This window comes from Methanomassiliicoccales archaeon (assembly GCA_036504055.1).
GTDB lineage: Archaea > Thermoplasmatota > Thermoplasmata > Methanomassiliicoccales > UBA472 > DASXVU01.
The window spans coordinates 47,470-70,327 of sequence record DASXVU010000007.1 but is presented as its reverse complement, the minus strand read 5'-3'; the positions used below and the strand labels follow the sequence as shown (position 1 = coordinate 70,327).

At 55.6% G+C, this 22,858-nt stretch carries 26 protein-coding genes and 1 tRNA gene; 12 read left to right on the top strand and 15 right to left on the bottom strand.

Annotated elements, in window-relative coordinates:
* The first annotated feature begins 129 nt into the window (after nucleotides 1–129).
* Both VGK23_02230 and VGK23_02225 read left to right on the top strand, forming a co-directional pair.
* Nucleotides 130–756 (top strand): acetate uptake transporter, encoded by a 627-nt coding sequence (locus VGK23_02230; GenBank protein HEY3419352.1) that lies wholly within the window; start codon nucleotides 130–132, stop codon nucleotides 754–756.
* Between the two features lie 434 nt (nucleotides 757–1,190).
* Complete coding sequence (locus VGK23_02225; GenBank protein HEY3419351.1) at nucleotides 1,191–1,751, top strand: CBS domain-containing protein; 561 nt, start codon at nucleotides 1,191–1,193, stop codon at nucleotides 1,749–1,751.
* A gap of 53 nt (nucleotides 1,752–1,804) precedes the next feature.
* Here VGK23_02225 and VGK23_02220 read toward each other — a convergent pair whose 3' ends face one another.
* The 8 genes from VGK23_02220 to VGK23_02185 form a co-directional block, all read right to left on the bottom strand.
* Nucleotides 1,805–2,140: a hypothetical protein gene (locus VGK23_02220; GenBank protein ID HEY3419350.1), complete on the bottom strand. Its 336-nt coding sequence runs from the start codon at nucleotides 2,138–2,140 to the stop codon at nucleotides 1,805–1,807.
* A complete protein-coding gene (locus tag VGK23_02215) occupies nucleotides 2,112–3,311 on the bottom strand; it encodes an ArsA family ATPase (GenBank protein HEY3419349.1) in 1,200 nt (399 codons plus the stop codon). The genes VGK23_02220 and VGK23_02215 overlap by 29 nt, the downstream gene beginning before the upstream one ends.
* 129 nt (nucleotides 3,312–3,440) lie before the next feature.
* Nucleotides 3,441–3,550 (bottom strand) — tRNA-Met (locus VGK23_02210).
* A 25-nt stretch (nucleotides 3,551–3,575) separates the two neighbouring features.
* Nucleotides 3,576–4,328: a 30S ribosomal protein S3ae gene (locus VGK23_02205; protein ID HEY3419348.1), complete on the bottom strand. Its 753-nt coding sequence runs from the start codon at nucleotides 4,326–4,328 to the stop codon at nucleotides 3,576–3,578.
* A 122-nt stretch (nucleotides 4,329–4,450) separates the two neighbouring features.
* Nucleotides 4,451–4,744, bottom strand: a complete 294-nt coding sequence (locus VGK23_02200) for a DUF749 family protein (protein ID HEY3419347.1) — start codon at nucleotides 4,742–4,744, stop codon at nucleotides 4,451–4,453.
* A 10-nt stretch (nucleotides 4,745–4,754) separates the two neighbouring features.
* A complete protein-coding gene (gene hdrB, locus VGK23_02195; GenBank protein HEY3419346.1) occupies nucleotides 4,755–5,606 on the bottom strand; it encodes a CoB--CoM heterodisulfide reductase subunit B in 852 nt (283 codons plus the stop codon).
* Nucleotides 5,607–6,116 (bottom strand): CoB--CoM heterodisulfide reductase subunit C, encoded by a 510-nt coding sequence (hdrC, locus tag VGK23_02190; protein ID HEY3419345.1) that lies wholly within the window; start codon nucleotides 6,114–6,116, stop codon nucleotides 5,607–5,609.
* A gap of 92 nt (nucleotides 6,117–6,208) precedes the next feature.
* The gene (locus tag VGK23_02185) at nucleotides 6,209–7,015 is read right to left on the bottom strand and encodes a LysR family transcriptional regulator (protein HEY3419344.1); all 807 of its coding nucleotides are present in this window, start codon (nucleotides 7,013–7,015) and stop codon (nucleotides 6,209–6,211) included.
* A gap of 85 nt (nucleotides 7,016–7,100) precedes the next feature.
* Here VGK23_02185 and VGK23_02180 point away from each other — a divergent pair, with 85 nt between their 5' ends.
* Nucleotides 7,101–7,574: a hydrogenase maturation protease gene (locus VGK23_02180; GenBank protein HEY3419343.1), complete on the top strand. Its 474-nt coding sequence runs from the start codon at nucleotides 7,101–7,103 to the stop codon at nucleotides 7,572–7,574.
* A gap of 242 nt (nucleotides 7,575–7,816) precedes the next feature.
* Here VGK23_02180 and VGK23_02175 read toward each other — a convergent pair whose 3' ends face one another.
* Together VGK23_02175 and VGK23_02170 are read right to left on the bottom strand one after the other, a co-directional pair.
* Nucleotides 7,817–8,170: a hypothetical protein gene (locus VGK23_02175; GenBank protein ID HEY3419342.1), complete on the bottom strand. Its 354-nt coding sequence runs from the start codon at nucleotides 8,168–8,170 to the stop codon at nucleotides 7,817–7,819.
* 144 nt (nucleotides 8,171–8,314) lie between these two features.
* Nucleotides 8,315–9,592 (bottom strand): pitrilysin family protein, encoded by a 1,278-nt coding sequence (locus VGK23_02170; GenBank protein HEY3419341.1) that lies wholly within the window; start codon nucleotides 9,590–9,592, stop codon nucleotides 8,315–8,317.
* Between the two features lie 116 nt (nucleotides 9,593–9,708).
* Here VGK23_02170 and VGK23_02165 point away from each other — a divergent pair, with 116 nt between their 5' ends.
* From VGK23_02165 to VGK23_02145, 5 genes are all read left to right on the top strand, one after another.
* Nucleotides 9,709–10,470 (top strand): PAC2 family protein, encoded by a 762-nt coding sequence (locus VGK23_02165; protein ID HEY3419340.1) that lies wholly within the window; start codon nucleotides 9,709–9,711, stop codon nucleotides 10,468–10,470.
* A 105-nt stretch (nucleotides 10,471–10,575) separates the two neighbouring features.
* Nucleotides 10,576–11,082 (top strand): Rab family GTPase, encoded by a 507-nt coding sequence (locus VGK23_02160; GenBank protein HEY3419339.1) that lies wholly within the window; start codon nucleotides 10,576–10,578, stop codon nucleotides 11,080–11,082.
* Between the two features lies 1 nt (nucleotide 11,083).
* Nucleotides 11,084–12,031 (top strand): DUF835 domain-containing protein, encoded by a 948-nt coding sequence (locus tag VGK23_02155; GenBank protein HEY3419338.1) that lies wholly within the window; start codon nucleotides 11,084–11,086, stop codon nucleotides 12,029–12,031.
* A 55-nt stretch (nucleotides 12,032–12,086) separates the two neighbouring features.
* On the top strand, nucleotides 12,087–12,557 hold the full coding sequence (locus VGK23_02150) for a pyruvoyl-dependent arginine decarboxylase (protein HEY3419337.1): 471 nt from the start codon (nucleotides 12,087–12,089) through the stop codon (nucleotides 12,555–12,557).
* Nucleotides 12,557–13,009, top strand: coding sequence for a hypothetical protein (locus VGK23_02145; GenBank protein ID HEY3419336.1), 453 nt, complete (start codon nucleotides 12,557–12,559; stop codon nucleotides 13,007–13,009). The genes VGK23_02150 and VGK23_02145 overlap by 1 nt, the downstream gene beginning before the upstream one ends.
* On the opposite strand, the gene VGK23_02140 is transcribed toward VGK23_02145, so the two are convergent.
* Genes VGK23_02140 through VGK23_02130 form a run of 3 tightly spaced genes read right to left on the bottom strand, consistent with a single transcriptional unit; the run spans nucleotide 13,004 to nucleotide 16,915 of the window.
* Complete coding sequence (locus VGK23_02140) at nucleotides 13,004–14,221, bottom strand: transglutaminase-like domain-containing protein (protein HEY3419335.1); 1,218 nt, start codon at nucleotides 14,219–14,221, stop codon at nucleotides 13,004–13,006. The genes VGK23_02145 and VGK23_02140 overlap by 6 nt on opposite strands.
* 26 nt (nucleotides 14,222–14,247) lie before the next feature.
* Nucleotides 14,248–14,958, bottom strand: a complete 711-nt coding sequence (locus VGK23_02135; protein ID HEY3419334.1) for a hypothetical protein — start codon at nucleotides 14,956–14,958, stop codon at nucleotides 14,248–14,250.
* 58 nt (nucleotides 14,959–15,016) lie between these two features.
* Entirely contained in the window at nucleotides 15,017–16,915 is a 1,899-nt protein-coding gene (locus tag VGK23_02130; GenBank protein ID HEY3419333.1) for a phosphoadenosine phosphosulfate reductase family protein, read from the bottom strand.
* Between the two features lie 136 nt (nucleotides 16,916–17,051).
* On the opposite strand from VGK23_02130, the gene VGK23_02125 reads away from it, so the two are divergent.
* Nucleotides 17,052–17,693 (top strand): hypothetical protein, encoded by a 642-nt coding sequence (locus VGK23_02125; GenBank protein ID HEY3419332.1) that lies wholly within the window; start codon nucleotides 17,052–17,054, stop codon nucleotides 17,691–17,693.
* A gap of 32 nt (nucleotides 17,694–17,725) precedes the next feature.
* On the opposite strand, the gene VGK23_02120 is transcribed toward VGK23_02125, so the two are convergent.
* Complete coding sequence (locus VGK23_02120; GenBank protein HEY3419331.1) at nucleotides 17,726–19,159, bottom strand: FAD-binding oxidoreductase; 1,434 nt, start codon at nucleotides 19,157–19,159, stop codon at nucleotides 17,726–17,728.
* Between the two features lie 49 nt (nucleotides 19,160–19,208).
* Nucleotides 19,209–19,952 (bottom strand): ribonuclease Z, encoded by a 744-nt coding sequence (locus VGK23_02115; GenBank protein ID HEY3419330.1) that lies wholly within the window; start codon nucleotides 19,950–19,952, stop codon nucleotides 19,209–19,211.
* Nucleotides 19,953–20,082: 130 nt separating this feature from the next.
* Between VGK23_02115 and VGK23_02110 the strand changes: the two genes are divergently transcribed.
* The 3 genes from VGK23_02110 (at nucleotide 20,083) to VGK23_02100 (ending at nucleotide 22,853) form a co-directional block, all read left to right on the top strand.
* Complete coding sequence (locus VGK23_02110; protein ID HEY3419329.1) at nucleotides 20,083–20,922, top strand: GNAT family N-acetyltransferase; 840 nt, start codon at nucleotides 20,083–20,085, stop codon at nucleotides 20,920–20,922.
* A gap of 352 nt (nucleotides 20,923–21,274) precedes the next feature.
* Nucleotides 21,275–21,958: a RimK-like ATPgrasp N-terminal domain-containing protein gene (locus VGK23_02105; GenBank protein HEY3419328.1), complete on the top strand. Its 684-nt coding sequence runs from the start codon at nucleotides 21,275–21,277 to the stop codon at nucleotides 21,956–21,958.
* Nucleotides 21,951–22,853 carry a RimK family alpha-L-glutamate ligase gene (locus tag VGK23_02100; protein HEY3419327.1) on the top strand — a complete coding sequence of 301 codons (903 nt, stop codon included), beginning with the start codon at nucleotides 21,951–21,953 and terminating at the stop codon, nucleotides 22,851–22,853. The genes VGK23_02105 and VGK23_02100 overlap by 8 nt, the downstream gene beginning before the upstream one ends.
* Nucleotides 22,854–22,858: the final 5 nt, after the last annotated feature.

Here is a 22,858-nt window from a genome sequence, read left to right as displayed (position 1 = left end):
TCTCGAGTGCCGACATAACTGATATTGAGAATTGAAGGTGAAGGATTGTTATATTATGAAATGATGAGAAGCGCAATCGTAATTATCGTGCCTCGATATAACGGAATAATACGAAACGAGGATTATCAAATGGCTCAAATAACCGCTAACCTAAGCAAAACGGCCAATCCCGCCCCCCTGGGATTGATGGGCTTTGGAATGACCACTATCCTGTTGAACCTGCACAACGCTGGATTCTTCGCCCTCGGAAGTATGATACTGGCAATGGGAATTTTCTATGGAGGGATAGCCCAGGTGGTAGCTGGAGTGATGGAATGGAAGAAGGGCAACACCTTCGGCATGATGGCCTTCACCTCCTACGGAATGTTCTGGATATCACTTGTCGCGTTGATCGTCATGCCCCAAATGGGGATCGGGACTGAGACTGGATCGAGCGCCATGGCAGCCTTCCTGTTCATGTGGGCGATATTCTCAGGCGTCATGCTCATCGGGACCCTCAAGACCAATAAGGTCATGATATTCGTATTTGGGTCGTTGACGCTGCTGCTGGTGCTGCTTGGTCTTGGAAACGGGCTCAACAACCCGGACATCAAGATGATCGCCGGTTATGAAGGGATCATCTGCGGCGCATCCGCATTGTATCTGGCAGCGGCGGAGATATTGAACGAGGTCTATGGAAGGGCCATCCTCCCCATATTCTCCACCTCAAAACAGGAAAAGATCCTCGAGAACGTCGTGGCGGAGACATCGGAGTAAATCAGGGCTTAACCAAACAAAGTTGTTAGAATGAGTAAAACCGCGATGGAATTAGCGTAGCTTGTCATCTGTCAGAGAGATTGGGGGAGGACATTAAGGAGAGGAAGATCGACACAATGATCGATCAGGAGAGCCATAGACAAAATCCTGGACGGTATCCTTCCTATCGGTGACGAGAAGCATATCCTCTCTTTCAATGCTGGGCGAGTAAACGTATTACGTTCACAAACACTGTTCCAAGATCGTACATTAGATTCCATATCGATAGGCTCGGGATGTCCTCAAAAGACTTGTTCAGACCCAGAGCCATGATTCCTGCAGCACCTGTGTTCCCGGAAGCGATCACCGGTCCGAACCAGGTAATTATCCAGTTTCCTTCCACTTCAGCCGTTAACCGGAAAGTTACTTAATCCCTCCGCTCGAATAGTATGAGCATGAGCGATGGAACGATGGACATACTGGTCGAGGAAATAATGACCAAATCCCCTCGCACCGGCACCCCTGACATGACCGTCAAAGAGGCTGCGGTCCTGATGAGGGACGAGAAGGTCGGCAGCCTCATCATCGTTGAGGACGAGCTGCCGGTTGGAATCGTGACCGAGAGGGACTTCCTGAACAAGATCGTCTCCGAGAACAGGATCCCGTCCAAGACATTGGTCAAGGACATAATGACATCCCCGCTCATCACCACGACGGCCAAGGAATCGCTGTCAGATGCGGCCAAGCGGATGTCGATGATGCATGTGAGGCGCCTCCCGGTGGTGAAAGGCGATGTGCTGGTGGGAGTGCTGACAGAGAACGACGTGCTCCGCATATCCCCATCCCTGATCGAACTGACACGGGAGTGGTCCCGGGTGAACCGCGGGGGGATAGGTCGGGAGAAGGAACCGCAGGTGTTCACTGGCTATTGTGAGAACTGCGGCCAATTCTCCATCGATCTCAGGGTCAGCTCAGGTGAACTTCGCTGCCCCGAATGCCGTGATCTGGGACCGTAGTCAGACTGAACGCTCCTCGATAAAATGGAGAATGGAGTGAATGGTCTGACCGGTCACTCCAGGTTTATCTTTCTTACCCGCGGCTCTTCCTCGGCCGGGGCCTTTTCGCTGTCGCACTCAGCTATCTTGGCGTCCAGTATTGCCCGGGCCATCAAAAGCATCTCTTTCTTGGCCGCCTTATAATGTACCCGCACCTCGTCTGGCATTTTCCTTTTCGGTACCATGGTATCCATCGCTCCCAGGAACTCGGTCGCCGCTTTCATCAGGTGGCCTACCGTATCCTGTGATATCACTCCCCCGCTGGGCTCGCTCCATTTCTCGCTCTCTTCGAAGGGGACCTCTTCCTTCTTGGGTTCTTCCTCAACAGGCTCTGCTTTCTTCCTTGCCATCTTTCTTGACCTCCTCGAACTTGATCAATAATCTGCCGTCCTTGAACTCGGCCTTCGTTGCGTCCTTTGTGACCAACGAGTAAGGCAACGAGACCGAACGCTTGTACCATCCGACCTTGACGATTAACACGTCTCCAGCCTTATAAAGTTCTACCTCGTCCTTGCTCGAGAACGGTAGCTTGAGGGAGAGGACATCCACACCATCCTCGCGGTAGATGGCCATGGCCTTGTCCGTGGAGAAGACCCGGGTGGGGTCAGTCTCGCCGAAGATGTTGTAGGCCAGGATGTTCAGCTTCTCCCGTCCGAACACCTCGGTCTTGAACATGTTCGACCTCAGCATGGTCAGCGGGCTGAACGATTCCTCGATCAGTTCCATGTATTTTGCCTGCTCCTCCCATTTCTCCTTGGGATAATGGCGCCTCTCCTCCTCCGGTATGAGACGATTGATGACCAGGCATTCGACGGTCAGGTTGTATAGGCAAAGATAGGTGAAGGCCCGCTTCGTCTCATTGATCACCATCTTCTCCGGGTTCACCACCAGACGGATGGATGTGACCTGCGGGTCAGTGAGGATCTTCTTGACCGAGGTCATCCGCGTACGGATGAGGTCCAGGTCGTCGAGGAACTCATTGGAGGGCAAAGGCGTGTTCATCAGCTTGCCCACCGTCAGCCTTGCTATCCTTATGGTGTTACGGAACACCTTGTACAGTTTATCGAAGTACCAGTCAGAGGTCTCCGGGAAGCTCAGCAGCCGCAGCGTTTCCGCCGTCGGCGCCGTGTCCAGTATAATGACGTCATAACGATCGTTCTTGGAGAACTCGTCCAGATAGAACAGGGCGGACATCAGCTCCATCCCTGGCCAAACGGTCATCTCCTTGGCGCTGACCGGGTCCATGCCCTGGGCTTCGAGGAAATCGGAAACGTACTTGCCGATCTCCTTCCAGTTGTGCTCCATCTCATAGAGGACGTCCACCTCGATGGCGTCCAGGTTCGGCTCGACGTTCTTGATCTCGCCGGTCAGGGGAAAGTCCAGGGAATCGGCCAGAGAATGCGCCGAGTCGGTGCTGACCACAATAGTCCTGTATCCCATGTGTGCGGACCGCAAGGCGGTGGCAGCGGCGGTTGATGTTTTCCCGACCCCACCCTTGCCGGTATAGATTATGACCCTCAACCTTTCACCGAAGGTTCGCTACGGGACCGCCCCGATAAATTGTTTTGGGAGGGTTATGACGTGGAACACGGGAGAAAACGAGTGACATTGAGCAAAAGGTCTCTATCAGAAGAAAATGGTGAAAGGGAGTGCCGGGGACGGGAATCGAACCCGCGACCTTCGGATTGCCCTGGAGAAGGGTCTGTTAATACCACTTTACCCTATGAGTCCGACGCTCCACCAGGCTGAGCCACCCCGGCATCTGAATGAGTTTGTCGAAAGGGTTTACTCGTCGGCCTTCTCGGCCGGAGCGATCTCTTCCTCGGCGGGCGCCTCGGGCGCTGCCTCAGAGACCTCTTCCGTAACCTCTACCGCTGCTTCCGGCTCGGGTTCCGGCGCCGCGAAGACTGGAACATCCTGCGGAGCGCTGCCCATCTGGATGACCTCGGTCTTGCGGATCTCGATCCTCTTGATCGGTACGACGACCTTGCTGACGTTGGAGAGCCTCTTGGCCATTTCTCCGGAGATGACGCTCCTGATGATGTCGGAGATGGTCATTTCTGCGCCGGAGGTCTGGAGCTCTTTGGTCATGAGCGTCCTGACGGCGGTCTCCTGTGATGCCTGGATCCTCTTCTCGGTGATGCTCATCGGCTTCACCCGGACGATGTATCCGTCCTTGGTGGTGATGTCGATGACGTGGTCGGTCTTGGTGCGCTTCCTCCGGGTGAGGCGCCTGATGTAATCGCTGGTGAGATCCTGACCGATGAGCACGGTGTGCGCATCGAACCCATTGATCTCGGTGATCTTGAACTTCAGCTTGACGTGCATCTTGGAGAAGTCGCCGGTCAGGTCGTGAACGGTGGCCTCGATGATCCTTCCGGTCAGGCTAGACGGGTCCGCCGATGGGGTCTCACCCAGCTGGACCTGGTTGAACATACGTGGAGCGTATACCTTGTACCACTCCTTCGCCTTCCACCGGTCTTTCACCTTACGTGAGGCGGCCTTTGTAACGACCTTCTTTGTAGATGTTGCAGCCATGATGATACCTCTATGATTGGATATTTTGGGAATGTACCACTTTTATATAAAGATTGCGTGCCGCCCTTTTCTGATTCGTGTTACGCGGCCTGAAAAAGGAAGATAAGATGTTTGGAAATCGTTTACGCCCCGGAACGTTCCCGGATCTCGGCCAGCACCCTTTTGAGCGATTCCCTGGTCACGTTGTCCATCTCGGCGTCCTGATCCAGTAGCCTCTTCTGGACCGCGGTCAGGTCGCTGACGGTCTCCACGAACACCGGCACATACGACGACGTGCCGACGATCACCAGCAGGGCGATGCGCTCGTCCATCCGGAGCTCATGCTTCTCAAGCTTTGCCTGGAAGTTCACGAACCCGGTCAGCTCTTCGGGCATGTCCCGCAGCGTGTAGACGCCTATGAGATGGGCTGTGTGCAACCTGGCATCCTCACAGGTTTACCTTGACTTCGTGCGCCTCGAGGCCCAGGTCGGACCTGGGCAGACCGAAGGCGAGACCATAGAGCTGCGCCAGGTGGATGACCGGGATGTCGTATCCCTTGACATCCTTCTGGGACCTGTCGAACTGCAGGTGGCAGAACGGGCAGACATCGATGATGTACATGCCGCCGGCCGCCTTGATGTTCTTCAGCTTCTCGGCCGTGAACTCGAGCGCCAGGCTGCTGTTCCTGCTCCTGACGCCGCCGCCAGCTCCGCAGCACATGTTCTTGTCCTTGTACGGGAGGCTGTGAGCGCCGGTCCACTCGATCAGCTCGTCCAGCAGGACGGGTCTCTCCGGGTCGTCCAGGTGCTTGATCTTCGAGGGCCGGATGAAGTGGCAGCCGTAGTGGGCCGCGACGTTCAGGTCCAGCTTGTTCTTGACGGCGGCCTGGATCCTCTCCATGCCGACCTCGTTGTGCAGTACTTCGGCGAAGTGCCTGACCTTGGTCTTGCCGCTGTAGTGCAGGCCGATATCCTTCAGGATCTCATTGACCTCTTTCAGCTTCTCCGGGTGCTCGTGAAGAACATGGTTCGCGTCGAATAGCGAACCGTAGCATCCGTTGCAGATGGTCATGATGTCGACGCCCTTCTTCTCGGCGATCGCCAAGTTGCGGGCAGCGAGAGCCAACCATGTGGGCTCATCGAAGGACTTGATCACACCGGGCGCGGGGCAGCATCCAGCACCCTCCAGCTCGACCAGCTCATAGTTCAAGGCCTTGAAGACCTCACGGGTGGCCTTCTCGATACCGGGGTATCTCAGCGGCGCAACGCAGCCGAGGAAGAATCCGAACTTTCCAGACATTTACGCACCTCCGATGAGCTTGTCGAAACCGGTCTTTCTCATGATCGTCCTGAAATCCTCGAGTGCCTTGGGATCCGAGATGGCCATTGGCGGGACCGCTGGGAGGCCCATCTTTTCCCTAAGGGCGCTGTTCTCCGGCGAAAGCGGCACGGTGGTCGCCGTCTTCATCATGGACGCGCCGATCTTCTTGTGCTGGTCGGCCATGTAGCCCTTCTTCACGGCCATGTTCCTCATGATGGTAATGATGTCAGTGATCTCCACTTCCCTCGGGCATCTCTCGACGCAAGAGTAGCATGTGGTGCACAGCCACAGATCCTCGGTGGGCAGAATGTCGTCCTTCAGTCCCAATTGGGCCTTCCGAATCAATTGCCTGGTCCTGAACCCGGTCCTCCTTCCCGATGGGCAGCTGGCCGTGCAGGTGCCGCATTGGTAGCAGAGATCCAGGGTCTTTCCGCCAGCGTCTATTATCGCCTTGGTGAATACCGGGTCCGGCTCTTTTATGTTGGACATGGAAATTACCTTACATCCGGATTCTTGCCGATGTATATAAACATGAATGAAAAATCCTGCACGTGTAACCTAAATAGGTTATACACTGACCGTCAGAGAACCCGTTGTTTCTTCAGTTCCAGCAGCAATGATGCGATGTCCGGCCTTTCCTCATGATAAAGCACCATTATCTCATGCTTGAGCAGCCTCGGGTCCGTGTCGCTCCTGATCTTAAGACCCTTTCTGGCCGCCAAGCTCTCGTTCACAAAGAAGCTCATGTTGGAGTTCATCAACGAGGTCAATGAACGTTCCGTCCTTTCCACCCGGTAGGTCTTTCCGGTTACCTCCAGATGCTTGAAGCCAATACGCTGGGCACCGTACAGGAAGCGAAGATAGGTGGTCCCGCGATCGACATGGAGGAGCCGATCGAAACCGATCTCGTCGAACAATGCCTCGCTCTCGTCGAAAGCATAGAGCGGATCGTCCAGCACTACCAGGTCCATCATTCCGGCTCGGAAGTCCTTGAGGTTTCTCAGGTCATCGGATATGATCAGGTCGAATTTCCCTTCCGGGTCCACCTTAGAAAGAGATGATAGCAGGAGGTCCTCGGTTATGATGGTGCATCCCACCACTAAGACCGGCGACTTGGACATGCGGACACGGAGGGCTTCGTATTCCTTGGCGATCCTTTCCCCATCTGCAGTAAGCACAGTACCGGATGCGGTACCTTCCGCAAGCTTCAGCTTCGTCTTGGCCTCGATCTGCCTGACATACCGGTTCAGCACCGGGGTGGCGATGCCCAGGCTCCGGGCGGCCGAACGCTGGCTGCCATGACGATATATGGCTGCGATGACCTCGAGCTGATGGGAGGTCAGGTCGACTCCGTTGACCTCCAATGCTACCTTGGGCTCCAGCTTCACATTGGTGTATCAGGTACGGCATGGATAAATGTGACCGATGGGAATAGGGAAAATTTTTATGCGTACCGGCCATCAGATTCGGCACATGAAGTCAAGGACGCTAGTACTGGGCATAGGAAGCCCGATCGTGACCGACGACGCCATCGGTTTCCGCATAGTCGACCAGCTGAGGACAATGGCCCTGAAGGATGTCGACTTGGAGGAGGCCAGCACCAGTGGCCTCGACCTCATCGAGATGATGCTTGACTATCAGCTTGTCATCGTGGTCGATGCCATCGTGACCACCAACTACGCCCCAGGAACCGTCATGGTCCTGGGCGAGGAATCATTCCACGCCACGATCCACGGCACCAATCCGCACGAGGTTAACGTGGGGACCGCTTTGGAACTCGGACGAAAGCTGGAGCCGGAAAGGATGCCAAGAGAGATATTCTTCGTGGCGGTCGAGGTTAACGACGTCTGGACAGTGGGAGACACCATGACCCCGGAAGTCGAAGAGTCTCTGCCCGAGGCCGTCCAGACAGTCCTCGATCTGATCGAGGGAAAGCACCGGGCCTAAACGTCCGGGTCTTGATGTTTATTGCCATCGAGCAGTCCGTGAGGTCAATTGGACTGGAGCATGCCAAGAGCAATAGCACAACCGGGTGGGCGTAGAGAAACGCCGTCATCACTTCTTATGCGATGGTGAACAGGAACACATCTGGCAATGAATATCGTTCCTTCAGGCATGATCTTGTCATAAAAGAATAAGGAAAGGATTCAGAAGATCGTTATCACAGAAGCCTTACCTTCTGAATTCACTCAGAGCAAAGACCTGTGGTAGGAAAGTACGTTCTCAGGCGGTGCTACGGTAGGCGGCTTGGATAGGTCTATACCAGTGTTTTTCATTATCTCCTCAGTGAACCAGAGGATGTAGGGATCCTTTGATGCGGCAAACGCAGCTAAGGTCTTCTGAATATCTTTGGATTCGATATACATGTACAGCATGTCGCCCATCGGTGTTGTTTGGACGAAGTCCTGTTCCTTCTCGACACCTGCCATCTTATCGACCCTTTCGTTGTCTTTCCATTTCTCGTCCCTTATGGTCTTGAACATAGCCTTTACTGCGTCTATTTTCCCTGGTAATATCGGTAGGGCCATAATTGTTGATTCCATGGTAAACCTCTAGAAACAATTGAGAGGGACGAATAAATAAGGGTATGCTTCCGGCCAAGAATTGACCTGCCAACACCTGCCGTTATCTTTTATCCTTCATGTCGAGTCCCGTATCTGTTCCGGAGTTGAAGATGTAAATGGCTGTTAGAAGTCCAGTGTCTTTATGTTCTTGGCGATCTTTTTTCCCTGGCTGTCCGGGGCATGCAAAACGACACAGAGCTTGTTCCGCTTGAACAGCTCGTTGGCGACCCGGACCACATCGTCCTCGGTCACCTTGTCGAAATCCTCCAGCATCTTACCCAGAGGCACCACTTCGCCGGTCATCATGTAATGTTCTCCGAGCCAGTACATGCGTGATTCGGTGTTCTCCAGCTTCCTGACCAGAGTTCCCTTGACCCAGCGCTTGGCCCTTTCCAGCTCTCCCTGCACCAAGCCTTCGTCCTTCAACCGTTTCAGCTCCTCGGCTATGTGCTTGATGACCGTCTCGGCCTTATCCGACTCGGTCGAGAAATGGGTCTCGATCAGACCGCAATCGCTGAACAGTTGCGGAAAGGTGTATATGGTGTATACCATCCCTTCGTCCTCCCGTATGCGTTGGTACAGGCGGGAGCTGGTCCCGGCCCCCAGAACGCCGCAGGCCAGCCATACTGCCTGCCGGTCCGGGTCCCTCGCATCCACACCGGGAAATCCCATCTCCACATAGGCCTGGTCCCCTTCCCTTGGGAAAACGTTGATGGATGAATGCGTAAGGGGAGGCACACGTTCCGGCGCCTTCTTCGCCCGGGGCAGATGGTCGAAGCTTTCAGTGGCCCATCTCAGGACCTTCTTCCGGTCCACATGACCGCATGCCACCACGGTCAGGTTTGGGGGGAGATAGTTGTCGGTGTAGAATCCACGCAGGTCGGGGGTCTCGATGCCTTTGACGCTCTCCACCAGGCCGGATTCCGGAGTGGCCATCGGGTGTCCCTTCCAGATCGTCTGGTCCAGCAGGACCCGGGAATAGTCCTCGGGCTCATCGACCATCATGTTGATCTCCTGGGTGACGACGCTCCTTTCCAGTTCGACATGCTCCTCGTCGATGAGCGGGTTCACGATCATGTCGGAGAGGATGTTCTGAGCGGTCTCGGCGGTCTCGTCCAATGAGAAGACGTGAAAGGAGGTAAGCTCCTTGGTCGTGTATCCGTTCAGCTCGCCGCCGGCCCCCTCGATGATCTCAGAGATCTCCTTGGTGCTGCGCTCGCTGGTCCCCTTGAACATGAGATGCTCCAGCAGGTGGGCGATTCCGCAATGGTCCTGGGGCTCGTCCCGGGAGCCGACACTGACGTTGACCGAAAGCGCCACGGAACGGAAGTACGGTAGGCGCTCGACGATTACCGGGATGCCGCCCGGAGTGTGAGTGATGTTCAAGCTGTCTTGGGCCACGAAATCCTAATGCATGCTTGACGTAAATCTCTTTGCCGGCGATTCACCCCAGAGAATCGGGGTCCACCAACCATTAATACGGTTGAGGTCCAATGATTTCGATCGGGTAGATGTAAATGGACGAAGACATGTTCCTCCATGAGTACAAGGACGCGCAGATCACCAATTCCATGGCGGTGATAGGGTTCCCGAGCGTAGGCTTGGTGAGCTCCATCGCTGCCAACTATATCGTCAGAACGATGAAGCTGGAACGGATCGCCACCATCATCTCCAAGGATTTTCCGCCATACACCATCCTCCATGACGGGATCCCGTCCCCGCCCGTACGCATCTATGCCGGCAAACGCATATGCGACGGTGAAGGGGAGAAGTGCGAGCAGATCGTGGTCATCCTTTCAGAGTTCATGCCCAGGCCCGACCTGATCAAGAGACTGAGCGAGGTCATCCTGGAATGGTGCCAAAAGAAGGGGATAGACACCATCCTTACCTTAGAGGGCGTCAACACCTCTGACAACCTCCAGGAGACCCGGACCTTCGGCGTCGGAACGACCGGGAGGATGAAGAACATGCTCAAAACGTACCGGATATCGGAAATGCGAGAAGGGATGGTGTCTGGCATATCAGGTGTCCTGCTCTCCGAAGGGGACCGGCTGAGCATCGATGTGATGTGCCTGCTCGGGCCGGCCAAGGCGGACATGCCAGATGCCAGGGGGGCAGCGAGGCTCCTCGAGATCATCGGTGAGATGCTTCCTGAGATCAAGCTCGACCCGCAACCCCTGAGGATGGAGGCTGAGGCCATCGAGAGGGAGATGAAGAGCGCCATGGAGAGCATGAAACAGACCAAGAAGCCGGGTGAGGAATCATATCTGTATGGATAGTCTGTCCATCACAAACTTGTCAGTGTTCGATAGGTCCTGATTATCATTCTTCGATGTCATCGGAGAACCCTTTAATAGAGCACTGCAAATAACAAACACTGGACCATGGAAAAGAAGCAATTCATACGGAAGGTCTGCTTGATAGGGGACGGTGCGGTCGGGAAGACCAGTCTTGTAAGGCGTTACGTTCTTGATGTTTTCGGTGATGATTACATATCGACCTTCGGCGCAAAGGTGTCGAAGAAGGTCATAACCCTGGGAGATGTCGAGCTCACCATCATGATCTGGGACATACTGGGTCAGAAGGGCGGTGCCTCCATGCACTCTGCCTATTTCTCCGGCGCGAACGGTGCCTTCATGGTGTGCGACAACACCAGACAGGATACCGTCGAAAGTCTGAACTCCTGGTTTCAGGAATTCTCCCGGGTGGCGGGAAAGGTCCCGGTGATACCGCTAGTTAACAAGTGCGATCTAATCCCCCAAGCCACCGAGGACTCGCTCAGGTCGCTCTCGGCGGTCATAGGCCGGGATTTCAGGAGAACTAGCGCAAAGACCGGGGAGGGCGTGGAGGAAGCGTTCCTTCAGCTCGGCAAACTGATGGTGGGCGGCTGATATGGCCCAGGAAACGAGACCGTTCTTCGTGATGCCCGCTTCGGCCCTGAGGGACCTGCGGGAAGAGTTGGAGCTGATGGAAGGCACATCATCAGCGGCGACCATGGAGCGCTACGGTTACCGGGCCGGGGTCGGACTGCTCAAGACCCTGGACATAAAATGCAATGACCTGGATCAGGCCAAGGACATGCTGGCCCAGATATGGTCGGAGACCGGCCTGAGCCGGATCCACGTCGACATTGTCACCGATCATCAGATCATGGTTACGTTCCAGGAATCCCTGGAGGCAGGATCTGGCCGCCGGTGCGATTTCACCCGAGGGTATCTGACCGGGGTGGTCTCGTCGCTGCTCGGAAGAAGATTCGAATCGACCGAGGTGTCCTGCATTTCGGAAGGAGCGGAAAGATGCGTGCATGTCCTGACACCAGGGGTCGCCTACGACGTGCCAGAGACAGTGACAAAGCGTTCTACAGGCGACCAAAAATATGTCTTGCAGCCGGGAAATTCGTATCTATTGGAAGTGGCAGACCCGGCCATCGCCTATGAGATCTTCCAGGACCAGATATCTGAAGGATACAAAGGAATGATAGTGGCCAGGGAGTACCCTGAAAAGGTCCAAAAGAGATGGGGCCTGGACCGGGTTCCCTACCTCTGGCTTTCCTACGAGATCCAGAACAAGTACGGCCGTGAACCGACCAATGTCCCCTTGATCTATTCAGAGATCAAGAACTTCCTGGGAACGTCCGTCCGGCCGATCGTGCTCATCTCTGGAGTGGAATACCTCATAAGTCAGAACAATTTCCCGAAGATCCTCAAGTTCATACAATTGATCAATGACAATATCGCAATGAACGAAGGCATGCTGCTGTTGCCATTATCGACCGAGACGCTCAATCAGAAGGATGTCCGACTTTTGGAGCGGGAACTTCACCTTCTGGAGCTGAAATAGCACAACCGTACATATATGCAAACGCTTAAATTCCATAATAAATTTACATCGGAATATGAACTTACTGCCAAAGAAATTCTTTGTCACTTCAGGCTGCGCCGTCTCCAAGGTCTCGGACCTCAATGCTTTCGACCAGGCTTTGAAAGAGGCAAAGATTGGCGAGCTTAACCTGGTTTCCGTGTCATCGGTCCTGCCAGTAGGCGCCAAGCAGGTCGCCCCGCGGGACCTTCCTATGGGGTCCATCACACATTGCGTCCTGGCCCAGATGAGGGGCGGAGAGGGAGAGATGATCTCTGCCGGTATCGCCTATGCCTTCCGCAAGGACGGACAGGGCGGATACGTGGCCGAGGGACACATGCATGGCACCAAGAAGGCGCTGCGAGAAGTCCTGGAATGGAAGATGAACGAGATGGCCAACCTCAGGGACATTGAGCTGAAGCCGATACGTTATGCCGTTGAGGAGCTCTCCATCCCCATGGACCACTATGGCACCTGCCTCGGCTCGTTGGTCTTTGTAGAGTACTGATGTTCGGAGTGATCATCTGCCCGAGATGCAATCGGGCCCGGGGGGTCGACCTCTCGGTAAAAACCTCAAAATGTCCCGGCTGCGGCGTCCATTCCGAGGTGGACCGCCTGCGCGTCTATTTTCAGACCGACAACGAACTGGAACTGGCGGAGGCGGTCCGCCGGACCAGCTCCCGGATGCAGCAATCCATAGAGGACTACGACGATGGCGTCATACTCGCCCGCCAGGCCACCGAGGAACAGAGAAAGAAGGCCAGGAACCAGTCGCTCGATTTTGATGGCATGGTGATTCTAGCCAATTCACTGTCCTCAGAGACAGGGTTCAGCCTGGACGATCTGAAGGATGCCCTGGTGAAAGAGGGTTACGACCTGGATCCCGCCAAGATCGCCTCGGTCATGTTGAACGAGGGAATCATATACGAGCCGAGGCCGGGGCGCTTCCGTCCGTTATGATCTGACCGTCGCCAGCATCGACCAGCCACCGCCGTCGACCAGCTGATTGACGGTGACCCTGTTCGGTGATTCGCTGTAGCTTAGCACCGCATAGCTATCTTGGAACGAGGGGCCGGAACTGGATGGATAGGTCAATGGGTCATAGACGCTGTAGAACGTGTAATAGTAGTTCCTTAGGTCCACGGCGTTTCCGTTGTCGGTGTAGTCGCATACGAATGATGACTTCCATACGAGGAAGTTCTTGTTGACCAGATCGATGTTGACGTAGACACCTCCCCCGCTGGCATAAGGAACATAGGTCTGCACCCATGCATGCCCCTCCATCTGGTTGGTTGCTGGGTTGTACAGAGCCCCTAACTGGAGCCATCCGGGGACGCCCGCAGCCCGTATGAGGCCCAGGAATAGGTTGGATTGGTCATCGCAATCCCCTACCTTCGTCTGGAGCGTCTCCAATGAGGTCTTCGGTTCGCCGGCGACCGGAGAGCCGGGATAAGCAATGTTGTTCGTGACCCAGGTATATGTCGATTTGAGAATGGTATAGACGTTGGTCCCGTTGCCGTTTATCTGTTTCGACAACGCCACAATGCTGGGATCGGTGGCCTGTATCTTCCATTCGTCTCCCAGGTAGGCCACCTTGAGGGAAGATGGGATCTGGGAAGCGGTCCCTGAATCGGTCGATGCCAGGGACCATTGTCTGGTTGTTTCCCTGACATGGTACAGGACAGTGATGGTCTCTTGTTGCTGACCCACCAACTGACCACCTTCCCACAAGAGTCCGCTGGCCGATCCGCGCTGTATCACGGATGTCGGGGTCGGATTGGTAGAGAACGATTCAACCAATTGCAGGTTGACCCCTTCCTGCGATATGTTCTGCGGGCGGATGGATCCCACTGTGTAATTGATGAGCGACCCTCCGTTCGCCCCGACCGTAAAGGTCCTCTTGAAAGAGATGTCCGCGTACTCAGGGAACGATTCCTGGAACGGCGATATGAACGATCTCTTAAGGAAATCCTGAGTGGAGGGCATGATCAAAATGACCGCTATGACGATCACGATGACCAGGACCACACCTGCCTTAAGTGCCCCGCGGTTCCTCCTCCTTGGAGGAGGCAATTGACTGGGTCCCGGTTGCGGCGGCGGTGGAGGTCCATAGGTCTGATCGTACTGTTGGGCATACGTCTGCTGGTTCGGATTGGGCCCTGTTTGCTCCACAGCGAGTTCAATGAACCCTGCCGATATTAACGTTTTGAGGCGTGCCTCATTCTTGATAAGGCCTCAGAGACCACGTCCGGGATCATGGTCTTGGAGACATGCCGATAGTACATTGCTAGGAAACCCAGCGCAATGGCGAAGCTGATGAAACCGAGCGGTTTCTCGGCCAAATAGTAGGGGACCATCAGCAGGTTGACCGCCACATGCACCATTATCGCCTGCATCAGGAATGGCCAGGGGTTGCCGCGGGCCGACCCGATGGCGATGGTGGTGGCCGTCGCCCCATGCAAGAGGACCAGCTGGATCGCGAGAAGGACCAGGAACACATAGTCCAACGGACCGCCCTGTCCGTTGAGCGCGGTCAGAGCGAAGAAGGCGGCCCCGAAACCGGTGGTGCTGCCGATGCCCAGGCCCAACGTGACCCCGTAGAACGTGGTGTCCAGTTTCTGCAGGAAGCGCCTCAGGTTCAAGATGACAAACTTGGCCATCTCCTCCAGGAGCGCGAACAGGATGCCGAAGATGATCAGGGAATAGGCGTCACCGGTCACGAATAGGTAATTGATGCTCGCCAGGACCACTCCGATCATGATGCCCACCGCGAACATGAAGAAGACCTTGCGGTCATCGAAGAATGGCCTTTCCACGGCGGGATAGGTGTAGTTCTTCAACGTGTAGAACATCAGCAATATGGCTGGCGCAAAGCCAATGGCGCCGGCGATGAACATGTCGTAATTCATTTACGCTCCGGGGAAGACGCTCAACGATATAATAGCATGTCCGGGAGGTCTCGGATCATCAGACCCTATCCTTTCCCGCCACTAGCTTGTCGTAATAGTGTGCCACCACGCAGGCATCCGTGCACCTGCCGCACTGGTTGCACCGCTCCTCTATGATGATCGGAGAATCCTCGATCCTGATGGCTCGCTGCGGGCAGTTCTTCACGCAGATGTTACATCTGGTGCACATCTGGGCCTTGAGGATCGCCTTCACCCCTGACTCGAAGAGCTTCTGCGCAGCGCTCTCGTTCGCCGCGGTGGCGAGCACCTGCCCGCCGCCGAAGACCTTCACCGTACCTTCCCGGTTCTTTACCAGGGCGATCTCGAACTCCTCCGACAACTTCACCTTCCCTACCGTTTTCAACGTTTCCCCGACCCGGGAGAAGTCACGCTTCTTGGGGAGGATGAGCACCCCCTCGATCGAGTATCCTCCGGTGACGCATGGGCTCACTCCCTTGGTCATCTTGAGCTCCAGCCGGTCGGAGCGGGCCTGTGGCACCTTCAGATTGACCTCGTCGGCCAGCTGCCTCATCTTTGGCGGCAGCACCTTCCAACGCCAGAGCCCGTACCTGACGAAGTCCGGTCCCACCCCGACCCGCCTGGACCATTTGTCCAGATAGGCCTGCCAGTCGCTGTGCAGTTTCGGATGGAGCTCAGAGGTCCTCTTCCATTCGCTCTCCAGGCATGAAGCGCACAGATAGCAGCCGATGCGTTCGAAGTCCTGCTCATAGAGCGGGTTGAAGTCAAGGCCTCTCAGCCATATGTACCCCCAGACGTCCGCCGCCCTCCAATCCTTGATCGGATTGAGGATGGTCTGGTTCGGAACGAAGGGGTTGGATTCGACGAAGTTCATGCGCGACCGGGAGAACGACTCCAGACCGCGGTTCCCTTCGATGGTGATCGTTCCCTTGGGATAGTTCTCCTCGATGGCCGTCGTCACTGGCCCCAGCTTGCAGACCTTGCAGCACCATCGGAAGTCCTTGGCAGGCGGTCCGAAGGTGTCCACCTGCTCCCAGAACGCGTTCCCTGCCGAGGCCTCTATCAGCTGTTCGTTATGCTTGGCCACGAAATTGTGCACGTAATCGACGGTCTCCGGGAATTCCAGGCCGGTGTCGATGAAGATGAGGGTGATCTTGAGCTTGGCCTTTTTGGAGATCCCGTAAGCGGCCAGGGAATCCTTCCCTCCGCTGAACGAAAGGGTGACCGGCAATCCCCTGTTGCCAACGAATGATTTGATGTCGCTGACACCCTTGGATTCCAATCCTTCCAGGAACCTGCGGTTCGCCGCCACGAAGTCCTGTCTTGAGGCTCGCTTCCCGAACGGCTGTTTCTCCACCTTGCCGACGTCCCGTATCAGAATGGCCTTCTCGGCCGTCTTCGCCTCGCCCGAGCCGACCTTTGCCACGGCGCTGCACAGGGTGTTGCCAGAAACGACGATCAGCGGGTCGCCCTCGGAGAACTCACCCTTGATATCCACTATCTCCTGGCCAGACACCTTCTTTCCCTTCAGGTGCCCGGTCAGCTTGGCCACGGTGACGATCCCTTTCTTTGCCACTGGGAGCAATTGCTGCGCACCGTCCATCTTGAGGTCGAAAGCAAACTCCTTTATGCGGACATCGAAACGCATCGTTCCGATTATCCTTCCGTCGACCACTATCTCATCGGACCGGTCCTCTCCAGCCACCTTGTTTAGGAAGATGAGCTTGCTGTCCGTAGGAACGCTGGACCCGAAGTGTTTTCGCAAAATCAATGCGACACCCTCGGCCGCCTTCCCCATGGCTGGCCTCATATCGCCGGGCAATGATACCTCGAACTCCCGGCCCGTGGCGCCGCAGGTATCGCATCCGGTCCCCAGGAGCAACGTGCCGCACTTGTCGCACCAACGGAACAATGCCTTGCCATGAAGAAAATGTGACATTTGGAAACGGCTGCTATTCCGCGCACCCGTACAAAAAGATATCCGTTTTTGTCCCATCGGACTCACCCATCGGGCCAAGACGAAGTTTGCGCCCAAGTTTTAACTAGTCGTCCAGAATTCGTAGGTCCGCGAACCTATGTTTCCCGAGTACAATACGGTCTATATCCCCCAAGGATATGGCAAGATACGTTTCAGCCGCGTAGAGATCACACACATATTGATCGGAGTGGCGGCGCTGACGCTGGCGTTTACAGTGTACCTCTACGCCGGGCTGGCATCATCACTGAGCTTGCCGGTAATAGTGGGAGTATCGGCATTGGTGGTTTTGGCAGGTTTCCTATTTCACGAGCTTGGTCACAAATTCGTGGCCCAACGCTACGGTGCCTGGGCGGAGTTCAGGATGTATCCGCTCGGACTGTTGCTGGCGGTGGTCATGTCGTTCATGGGCGTCCTGTTCGCGGCGCCAGGTGCCGTGTATATCTCCGGCAGGGTGACAAAGAAACAGAATGGCTTGATCAGTCTGGCCGGTCCGATCGTCAATCTGGCCATCGGAGGGATTTTCCTGGCCGCCTGGCTCGTATATCCGTTCGGGAGCACCGGCCTGATCCTGAATTTGGTTGCGATAATGAGCCTCTTCCTGGGAGGGTTCAATCTGATTCCGATCCCACCACTGGATGGTTATAAGATCGCCGTCTGGTCCATTCCAGTCTATGTGACGATGGTGGCGTTGACGGGAGTCTCATTGCTGCTGGTCATGGGATTCATTACTATCGGGTAATTGGACGGACATACGACAGAATGAACAAATGATCAGTCCAGGTCCTTGCACGGATACCGGAGGCGGGTGATGATCCCGCCCTCCCATTGGACCAGTTTGCCCGGGTTGAGGATGTTGTCCGGGTCCAACGCCTTCTTGATGGCCAACATGGTGGAGATTGCGGTCGGCCTCTCCTTCTTCAGGAACGGCGCTTTGGTTATTCCGATTCCGTGCTCCCCGGTTACCGTTCCTCCGAGCGCGATGACCACGTCATAGATCTCGGTGACGGCTTTCTCGGCATGCCTCCACGAATCCTCTGAGCAGGGGTCTACCAGGAGCTTAGTGTGCAGGTTGCCGTCGGCCGCGTGTCCATATGTGCCGACAATGATCCCGTTCTCCGACGATATCCTCTGGAACGCGACCACCGCCTCCGGTATCCGGGATATCGGGACCGCCATGTCGTCCGCCAGTGAGACAGACACTGAATTCTCACCGTATCGGCTAAGCGCGGACATGACCGATTTTCGGGCGTTGGTCCACTTGGCCATCTGCTTCGGATCGCTGGATTGCTGAACGCTGGCGGCGCCTATGTCATGGCATACGTTTTGTACCGCTTCCAGATCCTTCGCGACCACCAGCGGGTCGCCGTCCACCTCGATCATGCACAATGCCTCGCAGTCTGGCAGACCTGCGTTGATCGCTTTGTTGACCGCCCGGATACAGGTCCGGTCCATCAACTCGGTGGCGGAAGGGAGCAACGGCGTCGCGATGAGCTTGGACACGCACTTCCCCGCGGCCTCCAGCGTTTCGAAGGCGGCCACCACCATGGCCGACGACCTCGGTTTCGGTGATACTTTGAGAGTGATCTCGGTGATTATGCCCAGGGTACCCTCGCTGCCCACGAAGAGCCTCTCCAGCTGATAACCGGAAGAGTTCTTCAGCGTCCTGGTGCCAACCTCCATCTCATCGCCGTTGGCCAGAATCACCTTCAATCCTAGCACGTAGTCCCTGGTAGCCCCGTACTTGATCGCCCTCATTCCGGACGCGTTTGTTGCCACCATCCCCCCGATGGTGCATGCCTCCCCGCTGCCTGGAGCCGTAGGGAAGAAGAACTTTTTTGGCGCCAGCGCCTCGTTCAGTTTATCATATACGACGCCTGCTTCGACAACGCAGTAGAGGTCCTCGACCCTGATCTCCTTGATCCGGTTCATTCTGGTCGTTTGGAGGACGATGCCGCCAAAGAGCGGAACGGCGCCCCCGCACAGACCGGTCCCTCCGCCCCGGGCGGTGATTGGGACCTTGTGCTTTGCGGCCACCTTGACTATGGCAGACACCTCTTCGGCCGATCCGGGACGGACCACGACCTCTGGGTCGGCATGATGGATGGACGAGTCGAAACCATAGGTGTAGATGTCCGCGATCCGGGTGGACAGATTATCCGGGCCGATGATGGCGGCCAATTGGTCGAGGATTTCCTTGCTGAGCACGCCCACCAATTGATTATTTGTCTGAAATAGTTGCTGATTATCGGAATGGTCAGACCGTCAATTCCCTGTCGTCCTCACCCACGAAGATGTCCTTGAACTTGGCCTTGAGAGGTTCCACAGCTTCGTAACGTTCCGCTATTGTCTGGTACTGGGCGGCGTCGAAATGGACCAGGGCCAAACGCTTGGCATTAGCGTTCTTGGCCATGTCAACGGCGTCCTCCGGATTCAGGTGAGGCCATACGAAACTGTACTGACCGGGCTTATAGGAGCATTCAGTGATCATCAGGTCAGCCTCCCGGCATAGCTCAATGGCGTTCTCGCAGACGCCGGTGTCCGTGCAGAATGCCAGTACTTTTCCATCCACTTCGAATCGGTAGCCGAAGCAGGGAGTACTGTGGACCAGGTATCGGCATTCGAAACGGATCGGCATCTCATGCCTGCCCTCGGCCACATCCTCCACCTCCACCTTGCATTGAAGGAGATCGAATGGTACGGTGAAAGGAGGGGCTATGATCCGGTTGAGCACCTCTTTGCACCCAGGCTGTCCGAATATCTTGATCCCTTGTTTGAACTTGTATTTGTTAAGCGTGTGAAATCCGGAGATGTGGTCCAGGTGCGGGTGGCTCAAAAAGACATAGATCGGCTTCTCGTCCTGGATGAGTTTATCGATCTTATGGAACCCGTTTCCGGCATCGAGGATGATGTGGCATTCCTCGGTGTCGATGAGCAGGCATGTGGTGAGCCCGGTCGGTGAATCGTACCAGCCGTTGGTGCCAAGGAAACTGACCTTCATCGGAATCGGACCGATATTGCAGGGTCGGATACAATAACCCTTCCGACTGGACATACGATCCTACATTTCGATGGTGCTTTGAATGCCCTTTAAACGATAACGCTATCTGCCGGTAGAATGCTCCCATTTTGTGAGCGTGGAGATCGTCCGATTCACCCAGGAGGACCTGGCCTTCGGAAAGGGACTGACCGATTCGGAAGGATGGAACAGGAACGAGGCGGATTGGAAACGGCTCCTCCGGCTCGAGCCGGACGGTTTCTTCAAGGCCAGGCTGGATGGCCTGGAGGTCGGCATCATTGGCTTCATAAGATACGACCGGCTGGCCTGGATCAACTCGCTTATCGTTCGGAAAGAGTCGAGGGCGAGGCAGATCGGGAAGGAACTGCTGTCCCACTGCCTCGAAGCGGCGGAACGCTCCGGTGCCACCAGCATCAAGCTGGACAGCGTTCCAGGCGTCGAACCGTTCTACGAAAGGTTCGGATTCAGGACAGAGTTCCTCTCGCTCAGGTTCATGGGTAACGTGCACAACATCGAACCTCCGTCGATCGAGGTGTTCACTCCGGGCCTGGAGGAAGTGGTAAAGCTCGATATCGATGAGGTGGGTATTGATCGGGCCCGGATACTGAAGGTGCTATTCGAAGAACCGACGGCGCATGTCTACGCCTGCGGAGAAAGGAACAATATCACCGGATACATCATGTGCAGGCAGGCGCAGGGGAGGGTGGACCTGGGTCCGTGCGTGGTGAAGGATGGAGAACCGGTGCTGGTCGAGCAGTTGCTCCGGGCAACTGTATCGAACATAAGTGCCGAGACGTTCAGATTGTGCGTCCCGGGCAATAATGTGAAGGTGGCTAAGCTTATCAGGGCCTTGGGTTTTGAACAGCATGAAGGAGCGACCCGCATGTCTAGGGGAGAACCGTTCGAAGAGCCGACCTCAATCGTTTCCATGATGTCTCCAGAAAAGGGATAGGCTGGAATGAAGCATCGGATGTTCTGACAAGGATCACCTGGAGATCCACGGAGTTAACATGTGATGCCGTTGTTTTGCGACCCAGCGAGAATTAGGAAAAAGGTTTTAAGCATCTCTCGGACATGAGGGTACCGCAAGAGTGTTTCGAATGGAAGACTCAGGCGAAGAATCGGAAGATGGCGATAGTAGTGATAATCGCGTTCCTGCCTCTCGGCAAAGGGGCGAGGAACAGTGTGGGACCGAGACGCAGTGGTCTGATTTCTGTTTAAATCCAAATATTACATGGATTTTGTGTTGTCATGGACCTGTGTCAGTGGCAACCTCGATGAGCGATATTCTGGTGATGCACTAGATGACCGCGCACGAGAGGAAGGATCGTGTCCTCAAGGAGGATTCGATATTCAAGGTGTCCATGGACGATTCCATGCACGTCGTCAGCGAGAACCATTTCTACAAATCCGAGGCCTACTATACCGCTGTGAGCAGCGAGATGAGCGGCATCAACACCGTTCCCTCGAGCGGCCAGGTGATCGAAGCGTACGTGGTCCCGATCTGCCTGGAGAAGGCAAAGCTCTCCGGGATCGAGGTCAGTGACTGGGAGATATCGTATCAGTATGCCAGCACCCCCTGCGTGATCTATGGTCTAAACTACTTCTCGACCCCGTCGGAGTTCTTCGTCGTCAAGGACGAGGAGACGGCCAAGGACGTCATCAAGCATGTCACGAACAAGGGCAAGTATCCATTCTGCTACCAGAAGCTGCCCCAGGGTGCGAACATGGTGGCCGTGACCTCGGTTTTCGGGAAGACCGTCGAAAACGACGATCCAGAGGTGGCCAGGATGGTATCGGATGTTTATAGGCTGTTCCGGATCCCGCTTTTCAGCGCGATCCTGATCGAGCATGATGGCAAGTATTCACTCTCTTCCATGGGGCCGGTGAGGTATTCCAAGCTCACCAGGCGGGAGAAGCATCTCCTTGGAGAGTACCTGCAGAGCAGGTGGGCCCCGTTCACGGAAGGCGAAAAATTAAATGTCTAATCTAGGTGTTTTTGTTAACAGGCAGACCCTGAGCAATGCAGAGCAGCTGAGCGCACTTTTGAAATGCCGCGACGCGGCCGAGGACATGGGGCACAGCGTGGACTTCATCTTCCCCGAGGAGATCAAGCGCCTGCTGAAGACCGATGGGCTCTTCATCCGCACCAACACCGACCCGATGAACGTGGCGTTCGTGGCCTCGAAGATGGCGAGCCTGCACAACATCCCGGTGGTGGATGACCCTGCCTCCATCCAGATCTGTGCGGACAAGGTCAACATGTACTACCATCTTCTCAAGAACAACGTGAAGATCCCGAAGACCGCCTTCCTGAAGAAGAAGGACATCACGATCGACCATGCCAAAGCGATGTTCGACAGCTGGGGAACGCCGTTGATACTGAAGGAGCCGTCCACTTGCTTCTCCGCCCGTGTAGAGAAGGCCCGGGATCCGGGAGATTTCATGAAGACGGCCAACCGCTTCATGAAGATGTCCGACTGGATCGTGGTACAGAAGTTCGTCTCGAGCAAGTACGACTGGAGGATCGGCGTCCTGGGCGGGGAGCTGCTCTATGCCTGCAAGTACATGATCCCGCCGGAGACGTTCAAGATCCAGGCGGAGGTGAACGGCCATCTGGTGTACTGCACTACGGAAAGTGTGCCTATGGATAAGATCCCGCCCGCGGTACTGGAGGCCGGCCTCAAGGCCGCCAGGGCGATCGGCAACGGACTCTATGGCGTGGACATAAAGGAATGCGAGGACGGGGCGTACGTCATCGAGGTCAATGACAACCCTTCACTGGAATCAGGGGAGGACGGCTGCTATCCGAAGATCTACAGCCGCATCATCGAGTTCCTGCTGGAGAAAGGAGCGCCTGGCATCAAGGATGCTAACAACTGAGAGCG